General features: G+C 69.1%; 8 protein-coding genes. 7 read left to right on the plus strand and 1 reads right to left on the minus strand.

Features of this window, described 5'->3' with window-relative positions:
• Positions 1-13: 13 nt before the first annotated feature.
• Both sctR and ABL844_RS19230 read left to right on the plus strand, forming a co-directional pair.
• Positions 14-673: a type III secretion system export apparatus subunit SctR gene (sctR, locus tag ABL844_RS19225; protein WP_184637146.1), complete on the plus strand. Its 660-nt coding sequence runs from the start codon at positions 14-16 to the stop codon at positions 671-673.
• A 250-nt stretch (positions 674-923) separates the two neighbouring features.
• Positions 924-10,760: a DUF4781 domain-containing protein gene (locus ABL844_RS19230; protein WP_418128532.1), complete on the plus strand. Its 9,837-nt coding sequence runs from the start codon at positions 924-926 to the stop codon at positions 10,758-10,760.
• 42 nt (positions 10,761-10,802) lie between these two features.
• Here ABL844_RS19230 and ABL844_RS19235 read toward each other — a convergent pair whose 3' ends face one another.
• Positions 10,803-11,537 carry a helix-turn-helix transcriptional regulator gene (locus ABL844_RS19235; RefSeq protein WP_418128533.1) on the minus strand — a complete coding sequence of 245 codons (735 nt, stop codon included), beginning with the start codon at positions 11,535-11,537 and terminating at the stop codon, positions 10,803-10,805.
• A gap of 310 nt (positions 11,538-11,847) precedes the next feature.
• On the opposite strand from ABL844_RS19235, the gene ABL844_RS19240 reads away from it, so the two are divergent.
• Genes ABL844_RS19240 through ABL844_RS19260 form a run of 5 tightly spaced genes read left to right on the plus strand, consistent with a single transcriptional unit; the run spans position 11,848 to position 17,402 of the window.
• A complete protein-coding gene (locus tag ABL844_RS19240) occupies positions 11,848-13,440 on the plus strand; it encodes an ABC transporter substrate-binding protein (protein WP_369661861.1) in 1,593 nt (530 codons plus the stop codon).
• Positions 13,437-14,465, plus strand: coding sequence for a M14 family metallopeptidase (locus tag ABL844_RS19245; protein ID WP_418128535.1), 1,029 nt, complete (start codon positions 13,437-13,439; stop codon positions 14,463-14,465). Before ABL844_RS19240 ends, ABL844_RS19245 begins: the two co-directional genes overlap by 4 nt.
• 32 nt (positions 14,466-14,497) lie before the next feature.
• Positions 14,498-15,475, plus strand: a complete 978-nt coding sequence (locus ABL844_RS19250; protein WP_126022049.1) for an ABC transporter permease — start codon at positions 14,498-14,500, stop codon at positions 15,473-15,475.
• The gene (locus ABL844_RS19255) at positions 15,472-16,389 is read left to right on the plus strand and encodes an ABC transporter permease (protein ID WP_369661858.1); all 918 of its coding nucleotides are present in this window, start codon (positions 15,472-15,474) and stop codon (positions 16,387-16,389) included. The genes ABL844_RS19250 and ABL844_RS19255 overlap by 4 nt, the downstream gene beginning before the upstream one ends.
• Entirely contained in the window at positions 16,386-17,402 is a 1,017-nt protein-coding gene (locus tag ABL844_RS19260) for an ABC transporter ATP-binding protein (protein WP_418128537.1), read from the plus strand. Before ABL844_RS19255 ends, ABL844_RS19260 begins: the two co-directional genes overlap by 4 nt.
• Positions 17,403-17,406: the final 4 nt, after the last annotated feature.

Raw genomic sequence — 17,406 nt, forward strand, 5'->3', positions numbered from 1 at the left:
CCGGTCCATACCCATGCAAGGCGGACTTCCCGAACCCCTCATCCTGGTCGCGCTGATCGTCGCCTTCGGCATCGCGCCGTTCGTGGCACTGATGGTGACGAGCTACACCAAGCTGGTCATCGTGTTCGGCCTGCTTCGCACTGCCCTGGGCCTGCAGCAGACACCGCCCAACATGGTGCTCAACGGCATCGCGATCATCCTGTCGGTCTACATCATGGCGCCGGTGGGCATGGACATCGGCGATGCCCTGCGCGGCCGCAGCTTCGGCGCCAAGGGCGAAGGGCTCGGCGACATCATGGCCGTCATCGACGCGGCCAAGGCGCCGGTGAAGGAGTTCCTGCAGAAGCACACGCACGAGCGCGAGCGGCAATTCTTCCTGAAGTCGGCGGCCAACATCTGGCCGAAGGCGCGCGCGGAACAACTGAAGGACGACGACTTCATGGTGCTGGTGCCCAGCTTCACGCTCAGCGAGCTCACGCGCGCCTTCCAGATCGGCTTCATCATCTACCTGGTGTTCGTGGTGGTCGACCTGATCGTCGCCACGGTGCTGCTGGCGCTGGGCATGTCGATGATCTCGCCCACCACCATCTCGCTGCCGTTCAAGCTGCTGCTGTTCGTGATGCTCGATGGCTGGACGAGGCTGGTGCACGGGCTCGTGCTGTCGTACAGATGACCTTCCTCCACGCATGCCTCTTCGGTTGCTGCATGCAGGAGAAGCTGCTTCGGATTCGCTGCACGAGCACTCCCGTCTACGAGAACTCGTTGTTGCCCACGCACGGGGCGCCACTTAGAGTTCGCGCGGCATCGGAGCCGGCCGGGTTGTGCCGCGAGCCCTTCTTTCAATCTGCAACTTCATCCGGGGTCCTATGGTTCTAGCAGTCAGCAGCGATGGGTCGGGAACGCAATCCGCCGCACAGGCAGCGATGGAGGCATTGGCGGCCGCCAGGGCTGCCGAAGAGTTGCGGCGCCAGGCGGAAGCCGCGGCGAAGCGCGCGGCCGAGGAGGCACGGCGGCAAGCCGAGGAAGCGCGCAAGCAGGCCGAAGCCGCGCGCCGCAAGGCGGAAGAAGCGCGCAAGGCCGCGGAAGCCGCCGAGGCCAAGGCCGAGAAGAGCAAGGCCGAAGCCGACCAGCAGGAGGCCACCAAGGCGCGCGGTGCCAGCGACGCGGCCGAGCGCGATGCCCTGAAGCAGGAAGCGGCAAGCAACCTCAAGGAGAAGCAGTCGACGCTCGCCGATGCCAAGCTCGACGACATCCGGCAGCGCCGTGCGGACAACAACCCTTCGGAAGCCACGCGCGCCGCGCAGGGCGAAGTCGACGCGGCGCAGAAGATGAACGCCATCTTCGAGCCGCCAGCCAACCAGCCAAAGGGCCAGCCCCCCGCGACCAGCCCGGGCACGCAGGACCTGCTCGAGAAGGCACAGACCGCCGCCAGGCCGGTGTTCAAGGCGCAGGCGAACGGCGGCGACGGCAGCAAGGAACAGAAGGCCGTTGTCGACACCGCCATGACGAACTGGCTGCAGGCCGCCGAGCAGGACATGCGCAAGGCCAGCCTCAAGGCGATCGCCGAAGGCAAGGACCCGAACGACGCCATCGACAAGGTTGCGGCCGACGCCCATGACGCGCTCGACAAGGGCGGCGTGTTCGACCCGAAGAGCATCGGCAAGTACATCGACAAGGCGCGCGACGGCGTGCGCGCCGACTCGCCCGAGGTGCGCCAGCTGCGCGGCGAGCAATACGACGCCGCCCAGGCGGGCAAGGCGCGCGTGGCCGATGCGCGCAGCCACGCGCAGGACACCGATGCGGCCGCGACCAAGGCCGAGAAATACGCCGCCAGTTTCGGCACCGGCGGCGGCGGCAACGACACGATCATCACCGCGCAGCAGAACGCCAAGGGCGAAGCCGAGCGGCTGCGCGCCGTGGCCAACCGCGCCAAGTCCGAACTCCAGAGCGCCGAGAAAGCCTTCGGCACCACGGATCCGACGGACCCGCAGAACCCGAAGACGAACACCCTCGGTACGGTCGATGCCGACTACAACGCGCGCGTTGCCGACGCCGAGGTCAAGGAGCTGAGCTTCAAGTACGACCAGGCGGTGGCCGGCGGCGATGCCAAGGAGATCCAGAAGGCCGACGCCGCACTGCGCGACGCGCAGCAGGGCCAGCGCTACATGCACGCGCTGCGCGACGACCTCGACGCCAAGCTCGGCGCCAGCGACGCGGAGAACGCCAAGACCGACGCCGAGAGCGCATGGAATACGGCTTCGCTGCAGCGCCCTGCCCGCGTCACGGTGACCGAGCACGACGGCGACAAGACCACGACGCGCAACATCGACCCCGATGGCTACGATCCCGCGTTCTGGGCCAAGCCCGGCAGCGAGGAAGGCAAGAAGGTCCAGAACATCGAGGGCAAGTACTTCTACGTCGACGGCGACAAGAAGACCGAGCTCGATCCGTTGACCGCCGCGCTGTACGCCGCGAACGAGAAGCACGATGCCGCCAAGGCCCGCAGCGACCAGACCGCGACCGCGCTGAACTCAGTCAAGGAGGATCTCTTCGGCGGCGCCGACGGCAGCCGCGCCAAGCTCGACGAGGCCGGCTATCTCGATCGCGCGGACAAGATCAACCAGGGGCTCACCGACGCCGACAACGCCGTAGCCAAAGCCAAGCCCGAGGACCTGGGCCGGGCGCTCGAACAGCAGCGTGCCGCGCAGGCCGACGCCAAGGCACTGAAGGCCATGCAGGAGCTGCGCGCGGCCGAGCGCGACCAGGCCGCGGGCAAGACCGTGGACGCAGGCAAGCTCGACGATCTGCGCGTGGCCGCGCGCGAGGCCCAGCGCCTGGCCGACGCCGCGAAGCCGAAGATCTCAGCCGACGACGAGAAGAAGATGCGCGAGGCGCAGCTGCCCGCGGCGAAGGAGGCCTACGACAAGAAGGCCGCGGAGGTGACGACGCTCACCGCGCCCGGCAGCAAGGCCACCGAGGCCGAGCAGCAGAAGGCGCTCGACGAACTCGACGCGCTGGACCTCTCCAAGCGCGACATCGAGACCCAGCTCGGCCTGATCGACGCCGAGCGCGCCTGGTATGCCGCGCGTTACCAGTACGATCGCACGACCTTCGCCAAGCCGCAGCTGACGATGTTCATGGACGGCGACAAGTCGACCACCGGCGACGTCTACCCGAAGAACTACGACCCGACCTGGAACATCAAGCGCGGCGAGGACGGCAAGGTCAGCGCCGAGGGCCTGCCGCGTGGCCTCTCGCCCGACGACATCGAGGTGCACGCGGACTGCAACGGCGGCTACAACGTCACGATCAAGAAGGATTCGAAGGTCTTCGGGTGGCAGCAGTCCGACCAGGGCAAGATGGTCGACTTCTCGGTGCGTGCCGGCACCTACAAGATGAACCCCGCCACGGCCGCGCGGTGGAAGACTTCCGAGTTCGGCGACGGCGACCTGGCCAAAGCGCGCGGTGCGCGCGCCGACGTCGAGAAGCGCCTGGCGCAGGCCGCGGCCGATGCGCCGCCGCAGCCCGGCGCGCAGCCGGCGCCCGGGCCCGACGGCAAGCCCGCGCCCACGCTGAACTTCGGCGACGACCTCGCGCCGCGCAAGAAGACGGTGGACCAGAACCTCACGGATGCGATCAAGGCGCGCGACAAGGCACAGGCCGACTACGACGCAGGCTCCGGCGACCGCACCGCGCTGGGCAACGACCTCGACGACGCCAAGGCGCGCGTCACCATCGCCCAGAACGAGCAGCTCGCGGTCGATGCCGCGATCGCCTGGCAGGAGGCCAACCACGCGCGCCAGCGCATCGAAGCCGACAAGCGCGCGGGCCGCGCGCAGATGTGCTACGCCACCTCCCCGCAGCAGACCGCCGACGATGCGCGCGACAAGGCCGACGCCGCGCGCAAGGACTGGCTCAGCTCGGTCAACAAGTTCCACACCGACACCGCGGCGCGCGATCTCGCCGCGGCAAAGTCGGCGCACGAGAAATGGAAGAGCGCCAACCCCGGCCTGGCCGAGACCGGCAGCGACACCTGGAAGAAGCTGCAGGCAACGCAGGCCCAGTCGGACGCGGCCGTGCGCTACCAGGCAGCCGGCGCACGCGACAACGCCTACGCACAGCAGCAGGAATTCACCATCCAGAACCTGCCGTTCAACCAGCGCGAGGACAAGCGCGCACTCTACCGGCTCTTCGAGCAGAACCCGCAGGTCATGGCGCAGGCCATCATGAACGACCAGTTCGTGCAGTACGGCGGCGGCCCGATCGAGATGAAGAGCCGCACGCAGCTCGAGAACGAGATCGGCCTGGCGCTCGGCTGGAACCCCAGCCGCTCGCTCGATGCCGCGACCCAGGCCGACAGCGACCGCATCCGCCAGAACGAGCGCCTCTTCGGCAAGCTCGGCGACGCGCAGAAGGACCTGCTCTCGAAGATGGTCGACAAGGTGGTGGAGGTCGGCGGCGAGCACGCGCGCGTGACCGTGCTGCCCGTGGTCTATGCGCTCGACAGCGACGACGGCGGCATCATCAAGACGGCGATCTTCAAGGTGGAGAGCAAGGACAAGCCCGGCGAGACGCAGCTCATCGACGAGCAGGCCTGGACCTACAAGGACCTCACCGACTACCGCGCCAACAACAGCCTGCCGGTCGAAGGCGTGAAGCTCGTCACGCCCGAGGACGCCAGCTACTCGCTGGACGCCAACGGCAACGTCAAGCTCTTCGCCGGCGACGCGCGCACCGAGACAGGGTGGCAGACCTTCCGGCGCGAGACCCACCTGGACCTGGTGGTCGCAGGCGTCGGCCTCGTGGCCGGCGTGGCGCTGACGGTGGGCTCCTTCGGCACGCTCGCGGCGCCGGGCGTGATGCTGGCGGCAGGCGCGTTCACCGTGCTCGCGGCCGGCTACGGCGTCGCGACCTCGGTCGAGGACCTGAACAAGCTCAGCGCGCACGGCCAGAGCATCAATCCGGCGAACAGCGAGCAGGCGCGCATGGACTGGCTGAACCTCGGCCTGTCGACGGTCAGCGTGCCGGTGGTGGGCGCCTCCACGCGCGCGACCATGGCCGCGCTGCGCGCGGGCCGCGCCGCCAAGGCGGCCACGGCCGCGGAAGCCGCCGGCGATGCCGTGACGGCACAGGCGCGCGCAGCCGACTTCGCGCGCTACGCGCAGACCGCCCAGGCGTGGGGCAAGCCCGCGGCGATGGCCTCCAAGCCGCTTGCCGCCGGCAGTGTCTACGCCACCGGCGAAGGCGCGTATTCGCTGGCGAAGAACTGGGACCACATGACCCCGGCCGAGCGCGAGCAGCAGATCATGATGCTCGGCGTCAACGCCGCAGGCTTTGCCTCGCCGGTCTTCGCCAAGGGCTATGTGCGCGTGCACAACGCCATCAAGCCGCCGGCCGTGAGCACGGCGCGGCCGGCGGTTTCGAACCGGCCGGCCGGCACGGTGGCCGACGAGACGGCGAACACGGCGCCCACCGATGCGGCCCTGCCCGCGCGGCCGGCGCAGTCCGCGTCGCCCAAGCCTGTCGATGCGGCCGATACTGCAGGCGCCGTGAAGCCCGCAGAGGCACCCGATGCGCTCACCCCGTTCCGCGAGCCGCCACGCTTGAGCATCGCGTGGCCGTCGACGCCGCGCGCGCTACCCGCCGACGTGGCCGGCCCGGCGGCGCTGCCGTCCATCGTGACTGATGCCTCGTTCAACCCGGTCATGGCCTCGGTGCGGCGCGCGGGCGACAGCGCCGACGCGCCGGGAACCGCTCGCGCACCGGCGGGCTCACGCAGTCCGCAAGACAAGCGCGGGAACGAGACTACGAACGCCGTGGACGACGTGCCGCTCGCCAATGCACCTTTCGTGCGCTCGGCGCAACGCATCGAGCAGAAGCAGAACGCAGGCACGAAGGATCAGACGAGCGTGAAGTCCACGCCGGCCTCGCCCGCCAAGGGCGATGAGGGCAGCTTCCCCGCCTACAAACCGGCGCAGGACCCCGAACTCGGCGGACCCACGAGCTATCCGCTGCCGGCGACCGAACGCCTCGGCAAGACCAACTGGTCGGATTCGCTGCTCACCGTGTTCGCCGCCGGCGGCGAAGCCGAGGGCGTGCGCTACTACGTCTATCCGCGCACCGTTGACGACAACGGCTTCGTCTTCGCCGCGCACCGCGACGGCTTGCTTGCCGGCACGGACAGCCCCAGTGCCGCCCAGCGCGCCAGCGACCATGCACGAGGCGAAAGCAGCGGCGACTTCTCCAATGTTCTGCCCGCCCACTACGCCACCCTCGACGAAGCGCTCGCGACGGTGCAGCCTGAGGGCTTCGTCGCGCTGGGCGACGAGATCGCGATCGTGCACGCGGCAAGCATTGCGCCGGACGGCAGCGTCCCGCCCTCGGCCGTGATGGCCACCGTGAAAGTCGAAACCACGCAAGGCGGCCCCGCGAAGGCCACGCAGGTCACCGCCCATCCGGACAGGCCCGCCCTGCGCATCGCCTATCCGGAGGGCTATGCGCCGGGCCAGCCGCTGATCTACACCAGTGCCAATGGCCGGCGCGTCGACCTGCTCAACACGCAGCCCGGCCGCAGCGAGATGGGGATCAACGCCTTCCGCCGCCGCGTGCCCGATCTCGACATCTTCGCGCTGGGCGAGCGCCCCGTGCGCAGCGGCGACGGCAAGCCCGCGAGCGAGGCGGTTCCGATTCCCGAAGGCTATTTCGCGGTCAACGGGCACGGGCTCGAGGGCATCATGACCGGCGCGGACGGCAATCCGCTCACGGCCGAAGGGCTGGCGCGGGCCATCGTCGCGCACGAGAACTATCACGGCCAGCCGGTGCTGATGCTGTCGTGCCTGAGCGGTGATGGCGCGGTACCGCTGGCGCAGCGCCTGGCCACGCTGCTGGGCCACGACGTGTACGCGGCGACCGAGTCGGTCGTGATGAACAACCGCGACCAGACCGCGCCGGGCTTCGTCTACACCCGGCGCGTCTCCCTGAGCGACGAAGGCAGCTCCTACAACGGGGGCGCGCTGAAGGCCGGGCCGCTGCAGTCGCTGCCCATCGTCGGAATCCGCGAGAACGGGCGCACCGTCTACGACGACATCGCGCTGCAGGGTGCGCCGGTATACGCGCGCTTTCGCCCGGGCCTGTCGATCGAGCCGGCCGGTGCGCAACCCGCCGCGCCGCATGCCGCATCCGCCATGCCGGAGCCTCCGCGCTCGGCACGGCCGATCGCGCCCGAGCGGCCGCGCACCGCCGGCACCGGCCGCGGCGACACCGACACGCCCTCCGTCAAGACGGGTGGCCAGCCAAGGGACCCCGCTGCCACCGGCGTGGACGCGCACGGCGCTCCCCTGCCACCGACCACGCTGGGCACCGGGCGCAGCTGGCTGCAGATCGCGCTGCGCGGCGACAGGCTCGTCGCATTCCACCAGCGCGCCGGCGAGCCCGGCTCGGGACTGCGCCCGTTGCAGCCGTCACCCGACGAGGCCGCGGTGACGGCCCGCATCACCGAGGACCCCGACGCGGGTTCGAACGTGCGCTTCGCCGTCCACCCGATGGCGCCGGGCGAGACCATGTACGGCGGCACCGGCGTGCGCGCCAAGCGCAACAACACCTTCGGGACCTTCGCCGAGGCCTCCGCCGCGGCGCAGCAGAAGGGCGGCGCCTGGGTGTACCGCATCCATCCCGACGGGAGCATGGCACCGCTGACGAAGCGCGGCCGCGCGACGCCCGAGGAGATCATGGGTTCGGTGCACGTCGGCGCGGACGGACGGCCGATGCCCATCGGCATTCCGAACGTGCATTCGGCCGCATGGCGCGACGGCGCCACCGCGCCCGCCGCACCGAGCAGAGCGGCGGGCAACCACCAGGCCGGCGAATCCACCGGGCTCGCGATGGTCGAGCCGGACATGGACGCGCTGCTGGAAGGGGGCAGCGACTACACCAAGCCGCGGCCGGCCTACGCGGGCCCGGCCACGATGCGCGAACTCCAGGCGAGCAAGGCCCCGGCCACGCCCGAGGACGTCGAGCAGACGCACTACCTCGCAGGCGCCGGATCGCCGGACGGCCATGCCGCGCGCGACATTCCGCTGCGCTCGCGCTTCATGCAATGGGCACGCGGCCAAGCGCCCTCGTTCATCGGTGCTCCGGACTACGTCGGCGGGCGCTACGTGCTGGCCAGCGATGGCGCGGCAATCAACCAGGGCGCGCCCGACGCGACCTTCTCGCTGCTCGACCGCTCGCACGTGTACTCCAGCTTCGAGACCGCGCGCGCGGCAGCGGCCGCGCATGCCAACGCCGAAGGCAGCAGCCTGGTGGGCGTGGTCCGGCTGATCGGCCCGAAGACCGAGATGGCGCAGGTCGCGGCCACCGGACGCTTCACCCAGGCGCAGGTCGACGGCATCGTCGGCGTGCGGCCGGACGGCGCGATACATCCGGTCAGCATCAGCAACCGCCAGGCCGCGCATGCACCGAAGCCCGGCGAGGTGTTCGTCGATCCGCACAAGACGATGGAGCAGAACGATCAGGTCATGACGCCGGCGCAGAAGAGGAAGATCTTCCTCAAGTCTGTCGGCTACATGGTCGGCACCGGCGCGGCCTTCTATGGCGCGGTCCGCTTCGGCGGCGCGGCACTGGGCCTGCACATGACCAATCCGGCGCTCGGCGTTGCCGGCGCTTCGCTCGGTGGTTACGTCGGTGCGCGCGCCGTGTTCCTTCGCTACGCCTACGAAGCCTTCTTCTATCGCGGCAGCATCGCGGGCCTGAAGCAGGGCGGCAAGATCCGGCTGCAGAAGTACCTCAACCCCAAGGACCAGGACACCTTCACGCTGATCGCCAACATCGCCGATCCGGCCAAGCGCGAGGCCTCGCTGTTCCAGCTCAAGAGCCAGCTCGACAGCTGGCACGCGGCACGGCGCGGCATCCAGGGCCGCCACGACTATGCCAAGGCGCTGAGGATACTTTCGAGGAACCCCGACAGCACAGCCGCCCTCGACACGCTCTACAAGGGCGCCATCGAGCGCAGCGCTCGTCCGGTGATCGGCAAGCGCGGCTGGCTGAACCGGATACCGCCAGCTCTTCGCAACGACTACGCGCAAGCGCTGAAGGCCTTCAACGCAAACCCCCGCGACACCCAGGCTGCGGCGTTGCTGATGACCGCGCCGGAAGTGGGGCGCGGCACCCAGCATGCGGGATTCGTGCGCGGGCGCCTTCTGCGCAACGTGCCGGGCGCGGACCGCGCGCGCTACCGCGACGCGGTGCAGACCATGGCGAACAAGGCCGGCGACGTCAACGCCGCGCTCAAGACGCTCGAGGGCATTCCGCTCGACACCGTCGCGCGCCAGACCACCGGCGCCCGCGGCGCATTCCGCGGCATTCCGAAGGCCGACCGCCAGACCATCGCGATGGCCACGGAAACACTGCGCGCCAACCCGTCGGACGAACGTTCGCGCGCCGTGCTGGACCAGAGCCCCGGCAAGCTCACCTCGCCGAACTCGCCGGTGGGCCGCGCGCTGTTCGGCGCACGCGTGCTGAGCTTCGGGTTGAGCCATTCGGCGGGCACGAGGCTGTACCTGAACCCCTTCTTCGATGCGCCGAGCCACCAGTGGACCTGGGACATCACCACGCTCGACGGCGTGCGCCAGTGGATCAGCAACGAAGGCAGCCTGCACTATGCCGTGGGCAACGCCACCGGCCTCGGCGCCAGCGTGGCGAACCGCTATGCGTCGATCGCGCAGGCGCGCGGCGGGCATGTCATGAGCGAGCGCGGATCGACCGAGGCGCCGGCACCCAAGGCCGGCGAGACGCCACCACCCAAGGCCACCACGCCGCCGCTCGACAAGGACGGCAATCCGCTGCCGGTCTACAAGGCCACCAACGGCTACTCGTGGTTCAGGCGCGCCCTCATCGGCCTGGGCAACCCGAAGGCCGTCACGCACGACGGCGTGGCGCCCGATGGCGGCCCGATGGTCAAGCGCACCTTCACGCAGCGCCTGGCGCAGTTCTCGTCGTGGGGCGACTCCAGCGGAACCATCGGCCTGACGATCTCCGACAGCATCCAAGCCTACATGTACATCCGCGCCGGCCAATGGGATCTCGCGACACCGCAGTTGCTGAAGGTGGCGAGCGACATAGGCATCTTCCGCGGCACGCAGAAGGACTACCTCGACGAATACCGCTCGAACCGGCAGATGGGACCGATGGTCTATCACTCGCGCCTGACCAACTACTTCAACGCCCCGCTCGGAGAGGCCAGGACGAATCCGACCGAGACCTCGCACGGCTGGATCCGCCGCGGCACGGCGCCGCTCGTGCTGCTGGGCGTGGCCGTCGCTGCACGGGTGGCGGCCGAGGAATGGTCGATGCACGAGAAGAACAAGAAGCCGCAGCAGAACCAACCGGCTCCTTCACCCACGCCGGCGCCCACGCCTTCGCAGACGACCACGCCGGTGCCGACCCCGTCCCCTACCCTGACGTTCACTCCGACGCCGATACCGAGATCGACGGCAACGCCCAATCCGACACCGAACCCGAAACCGACCCCGACGCCCAAGCTGACGCCAACGCCGACGCCGACGCCGACACATCCCCAGCGTGGTGGCGTACGCTTCATCGTCGACACGATGCAGCCCACGGCCGTCGAACTCCAGGCGATGCTCGACGCGGGTACGGCGCAGGACCCGCTGCAGCCCGTCAACCCGGCACTGTCGGACTTCCTCAACGTCGACCCGGGCCACTCCCAGCGCACGAAGGCGGCGGAGGTATTGCTCGCCTGACGTGGACGCGCCCCATGCGGGGCCGCGTGGGGTCGCGCAGCGTCAATCGACGATGCCGTTCCTCGCCGCCGGCGGCTGCAGCGCATCGAGCGCCGACAGCCGCCGGTACTCGCTCGGCGCCACGGCGTAGGTGCTCATGAAGGTCTTGTGCAGGTGGCTCTGGTCGCTGAAGCCGGCCGCGTGCGCCGCATAGGTCACGCGAGCGCCGCCGGCCATGAGGTCGCGCGCGTATTCGATGCGGTGACCCACCAGCAGTTCGTGCGGCGTGAAGCCCCACGTGTCCTTGAAGCGGCGGTGCAGATGGATCGGATGCCAGTTGACCGCCTCGGCGAGGTCGTCGAGCGTCAGGCGTTGCTGGAAGCCGGTGGCGATCAGGCCGTAGGAGCGGCGCAGACGATCGTCCGCTTCACCTGACTCGGTCGTCCTGCCGGCTTGCAACGGTATCCACTGCGCGAGCAGGCGACGCACCAGTGCGCGCGCCGCGATGCCCGCGTCCTCGCGACCGGTGTCCGCGATCTCGTGCAGCAGCCTGTGGCATTGCGAGAACTCGCGCCCCCAGGGCTCGCACGCGAACACCGAGACCGGTGCGGGCTCGGCGCCGGGCATGCCGTCGTCCGCCTCGGGCACCGGATTCACGCAGCGCGCAACCGCCACGCTGCAATACATCGCGTCCTCTCGCCACGGCGTGCTTCGCGCCTTGATCGAGTGCCAGACCTGCGGACCGATGCGCAACAGTGCACCAGGGGGCACCACAGTGACGCCGGCGCTGGTTCTCACATGCAACTCGGTGTCGGAAACCGACAGCGTGTAGCCCCCATGCCGGTGCGCCCGGATCTCTCGCTGAACGAATCGGTTGGCGGTGAACTGCAGGCCTGCCAACTCTCTGTCGCGCCAATAGGAAGATGCAAGAAGTTCCATGGAAGCTAAGAATCTACATGGCGGGAAAGCCGCCGCTTGCTAATGTCCCGGCATCGATTTGCGCCCACGGATCCAACGATTCGAGCGCATGAATGTGTGTCGATGGCGGGCTGGATTCTATGAATCCCCATCCGTTGCGACAACCTGAATTCCAACGGAGACAGAACCCATGAGACCGATCCTGCGTCACTGGCGCGCACTGCTGTGCGGTGCGCTTCTCGCATGCCTCGCATGCCTTTCCAATGCGCAGGAACTGCGTATCGGCCTGAGCAGCAATCCTTCGTCTGTCGATCCGCATTTCGTCAACAACGATGCGATCAGCGCGGTGGTGAGCCATGCCTACGAGACCCTCGTCGCGCTCGACGCCGATGCGCGCCTGACACCCGCGCTCGCGACCTCGTGGCGCGCCATCAACGACACCACCTGGGAGTTCAAGCTGCGCGACGGCGTGAAGTTCCACGACGGCAGCCCGCTCACCGCGCAGGACGTGGTGTTTTCTCTCGAGCGACCCGCGACCATCGTCAACAGCCCGAGCTCGTTCTCCGCCTATACGCGCTCCATCACGGGCAAGAAGATCGTCGACCGCCTCACGCTGCAGCTGACGACCGCCACGCCCGCACCGCTGCTGCCGAACGACCTCACGCGCATCTTCATCGTCTCGAAGAAGGCGGCCGAGAAAGCCACCAGCGACGACTTCAACCAGGCGAAGGTACAGGCCGGCACGGGCCCCTTCAGGCTGGTGAAGTTCACGCCCGGCACCGGCGTGCAGTTCGCGCGCTTCGACGGGTACTGGGGCGAAAAGCCGATGTGGTCTGGCGTCACGCTGCGGGCCTTGCCGGCCGAATCGGCGCGCATGTCGGCACTGCTGTCGGGCGACGTGGACGTGGTCGAGAACGTGCAGGCCAACCTGGTCTCCCAGTTCCGCCAGCGCAAGGACCTGCGCGTCTTCACCAAGGTGTCGAGCCGCGTGATGTTCCTCTATACCGATCATCGCGAGACCTCGCCCTTCGTCACGGACAAGGACGGAAAACCGCTCGAGCGCAATCCGATGAGGGATGCGCGCGTGCGCCAGGCGATCTCCCTGCTGATCGACCGCGCAGTGCTCGCCGAGCGCGTGCTCGATCAGCTCGGCGTGCCTGCCGGCAACCTGGCCCCGAACGGCATGTTCGGCTTCAACCCCGAGCTCAAGCCCGACAGCGTCGATGTGCAGGGCGCGCGGAAGCTGCTCGCCGAGGCGGGTTATCCGGCGGGCTTCGGTCTCACGCTGTTCGGCCCGAACGACCGCTATGTCAACGACAAGCAGGTCACGCAGGCCATCGGCCAGATGCTCACCCGCGGCGGCATCGTGACCAAGGTGCAGGTCTCGCCGATGGCGACCTACGTCGGGCGAGCGTCGAAGAAGGAACTGGGCTTCGGCCTGCTCGGCTGGGGCGTGGGCGGCGGCGAGCCCTCCGGGGCCCTTCGTGGCCTGCTCGCCACGCCCGACAGGGAACGCGGCATGGGCGCGACCAACTGGAGCAGCTACAGCAATCCGCAGTTCGACGCGCTGCTGAACGAAGCGCTCAACACGGTGGACGACGCGAAGCGCGAGGCCCTGCTGCAGAAGGCCACCGCACTCGCGCTGAAGAAGGACTACGCGATCATCCCGCTCTATCACCAGGTGTCGACCTGGGCCGCGCGCAACGGGCTGACCATCGTGCCGCGCGTCGACGAGTTCACGCTGGCCCAGCAGGTCCGCGCCGAGGTGGAGGACCGCAAGTGAGCGGAATGTCCAGCCTCCCGCTGGTGCTCGATCACCTGCCATCCGGATTCATGAGCGCTTCGGCGCGCACGCTCCACGAGGTCGTGCCCTCCCCGGCGTTGATTCACCTGCCCGGCCTGCAGCCGCGGCCCGTCTTCGTCTCGGTGCTGCTGCACGGCAACGAGGACGTGGGATTGCTCGCGCTGCAGTCGGTGCTCTCAAGATACGAAGGCCGCCCGCTGCCTCGCGCGCTCTCGATCTTCGTGGGCAACGTCGAAGCCGCACGGGCGGGCATTCGCCGGCTGGAAGACCAGCCGGACTACAACCGCATCTGGCCGCGCAGCGCGCCGGCCACGCCGCACCAGCACATGGCCGCGCGCGTGATGGACGCCATGCGCGAGCGCGAAGTCTTCCTCGCCATCGACCTGCACAACAACTCGGGGCGCAACCCGCTCTATTCCTGCCTGAGCGCCACCGGCGCCGAGCATCTGCGGCTCGCGCGCATGTTCTCGCCGCTGGCCGTCCTGATCCAGGCGCCGCAGTCGCTGGGCGCCGCTTTCACGTCGATATGCCCCACGGTGTGCTGCGAGTGCGGCGAGATCGGCAACGCGCAAGGCGTGGCGCAGGCTGCGAAGCTGATCGAGCGCTGTCTCGCGGATGATTTCGGCGAGAGCACGGCGCACGACGACGCGAAGGCGCTCGACATCTTCCAGGCCTTCGCGATGCTCAAGGTCGCCGAGGGCCTCACGCTGAGCTGCGACGGCGAGGCCGCCGACCTGCAGCTGCCGCCCGAGATCGAGTCCTTCAATTTCCAGGCGCTCGAGCCGGGACACGTGATCGCCACCACGCTCTCGCACCCCGACGTCGAGCCGCTGCGCGCCTACCGGCTCGACGGCGAGGCGATGGCGGGCATGCTGGTGCGCAAGGGCGCCGACGTCTGTCTCTCGACCCAGGCCGTCGCCGCAATGTTCACCCGCGACCTGCGCGCCATCCGCCAGGACTGCCTCGGCTACCTGATGCAGCGCGTGCCCGCGCACGCGCTGTAGGCCGTGCGCGCATCCATCAGCACGGGACCATCATGCTGGCTTATGTGATCCGCCGCCTGGCGCAGAGCGTCGGCGTACTTCTGGCGATGTCGATGCTGGTGTTCGCCAGCGTCTACCTGATCGGCAATCCGGCCGACATCCTGATCAGCATGGACGCCGATCAGGCCGAGCGCGCGCGGCTGGTGCAGGCCATGGGCCTGGACCAGGCCCTGCCGCTGCAGTACTGGAACTTCCTGCGGCACGCGCTGCACGGGGACCTGGGCAACTCCTTCGTCCACGGCGTGCCCGCGATCGCGCTGGTGTTCGAACGGCTGCCCGCCACGCTGGAGCTCGCCTGTGTCGCGATGCTGATCGCGATCGCGCTCGGCGTGCCGCTGGGCCTCTGGGCGGGGCTTCGGCCTCAGTCGTGGATCGGCAGGAGCATCATGACCGGCTCGATCCTGGGCTTCTCGCTGCCGACCTTCTGGGTCGGACTGATGCTCATCGTCGTGTTCGCGGTGCAGCTGGCCTGGCTGCCCGCGGGCGGACGCGGACCGACGCGCGAAGTGCTTGGGCTGTCACTGTCGGTCTTCAGCCTGGAGGGCTGGAAGCACCTGCTTCTGCCTGCCGTGAACCTCGCGCTCTTCAAGCTCGCGCTGGTCACGCGGCTGACCCGGGCCAGCACGCACGAGGCACTGACGCAGGACTACGTCAAGTTCGCACGTGCCAAGGGCCTCGCTCCGGCGCGCGTGGTGGGCGTGCATGTGCTCAAGAACATCCTCGTGCCGATCGTGACGGTGGTGGCGCTGGAGTTCGGCGCGCTGGTGGCGTTCGCCGCGGTGACCGAAACCATCTTCGTCTGGCCTGGCGCGGGCAAGCTGATCATCGAATCGATCTCCTCGCTCGACCGCCCGGTGATCGTCGCCTACCTGCTGGTGGTGGTGTCGATGTTCACCCTGCTCAACCTGCTCGTGGACATCGCGTATTCGAGCCTCGACCCGCGCGTTCGCCTCGACGAACAAGGCGCATGAAGAAAACGACCATGACCGAAGACGACGAATCCCCGCTGCGCCGGCTGCTGCGCCAGTACGCCCACTCCAAGCTCGCCGTGCTCGGCGCGGCCGTGCTGCTGGCGCTGCTGCTCGCCGCGCTGCTCGCCCCCTTGCTCGCGCCGCAGAACCCGTACGACCTGGCGCAGCTCAACATCCTCGACTCGCGCCTGCCGCCCGGCTCGCACGGTGCCGACCACGCGTCCGGCCCCGGCAAGCTCTACCTGCTGGGCACCGACGACCAGGGCCGCGACATGCTCTCGGGCATGCTCTACGGGCTGCGTATCTCGCTGGGCATCGGCGTGGTGGCCACGATCGCGGCGCTGTCGCTCGGCACCGTGCTGGGCCTGCTCGCGGCCTACACCGGCGGGCGGCTCGATGCGCTGCTCATGCGCATCGTCGACATCCAGCTGTCGTTTCCCGCGATCCTGGTCGCGCTGGTGCTGATCACGCTGCTCAAGCCCGGCGTAGGCAACGTCGCGATCGCGCTGGTGGCGGTGCAATGGGCCTACTACGCGCGTACCGTTCGCGCCGCCGCGCTGGTCGAGCGCAGGAAGGAATACATCGAGGCGGCGCAGGGCCTGGCACTGGGCGACGCACGCATCGTGCTGCGGCACCTGCTGCCCAACTGCCTGCCGCCGGTGATCGTGGTGGCCGCGCTGCAGGTGGCCAACGCGATCTCGCTGGAGGCCACGCTGTCCTTCCTTGGCCTGGGCGTGCCGATCACCGAGCCCTCGCTAGGGCTGCTGATCGCCAACGGCCAGCAATACCTGCTCGCGGGCAAGTACTGGATGTCGCTCTATCCCGGCATCCTGCTGCTGCTCACGATCCTGGCGATCAACCTCGTGGCCGACCAGCTGCGGGACGTGTCGAACCCACGGCTGCAGAAGCAATGACGAACGCCTCTCACCCCGTCCTGCTCGTCGAGGGCCTGAAGACGCAGTTCGCCACGCGCGCGGGCATCGTGAAGGCCGTGGACGACGTGTCCTTTTCCATCGAACGCGGGCAGATCATGGGCCTGGTCGGCGAATCGGGTTCCGGCAAGTCGATGACGGGCTACTCGCTGATCGGCCTGATCGACCCGCCGGGCCGCGTGGTGGCGGGCCGCCTGCGCCTGGCGCTGCGCACCGGCGAGGTGCTCGACCTGCGGAGCCTGTCGCCGCGCGCGCTGCAGGGCGTGCGCGGCAACCGCGTCGCGATGATCTTCCAGGATCCGATGATGACGCTGAACCCGGTGCTTCGCATCGACACGCAGATGATCGAGGCGGTGCGCGCGCATCACAAGGTCAGCGAGCGCGTGGCGCGCGAACGCGCGGCCGCCGCGCTCGCGAAAGTCGGCATCGCGTCGCCGCACGAGCGTCTGCTGGCCTACCCGCACCAGTTCTCGGGCGGCATGCGCCAGCGCGTGGCGATTGCCATCGCGCTGCTCAACGAGCCCGACGTGATCATCGCGGACGAGCCAACCACCGCGCTCGATGTCACGGTGCAAGGCCAGATCCTCGCGGAGATGCAGGCCCTGTGCCGGGCGTCGGGCACCGCGCTGATCTGGATCTCGCACGACCTGTCGGTGGTGGCGGGCCTGGCCGACACGGTCAGCGTGATGTATGCCGGGCGCATCGTCGAACAGGGCCCCGTGGCCGAGGTGCTCGACCGGCCGCGCCACCCGTACACGCGAGGGCTGATCGCCAGCGCCCCGTCGCGCAACCCGCGCGGACATCCGCTGCAGCAGATTCCCGGCATGACGCCTTCGCTGCTCGCGCTGCCCCAGGGCTGCGCATTCCAGGCGCGCTGCGCCAACGCCGATGTCGTCTGCCGCAACGAGCCGCCCCTGGTGGCGCTCGACGGCCGCCGGCTGCGCTGCTTCCATCCGACTCCCCTGCCCTCCTCCTCCGCCGCGATCGCGAACTGACACC

Source organism: Variovorax sp. 278MFTsu5.1, from assembly GCF_048305045.1.
In the GTDB taxonomy this organism is placed as follows: Bacteria; Pseudomonadota; Gammaproteobacteria; order Burkholderiales; family Burkholderiaceae_C; genus Variovorax; species Variovorax guangxiensis.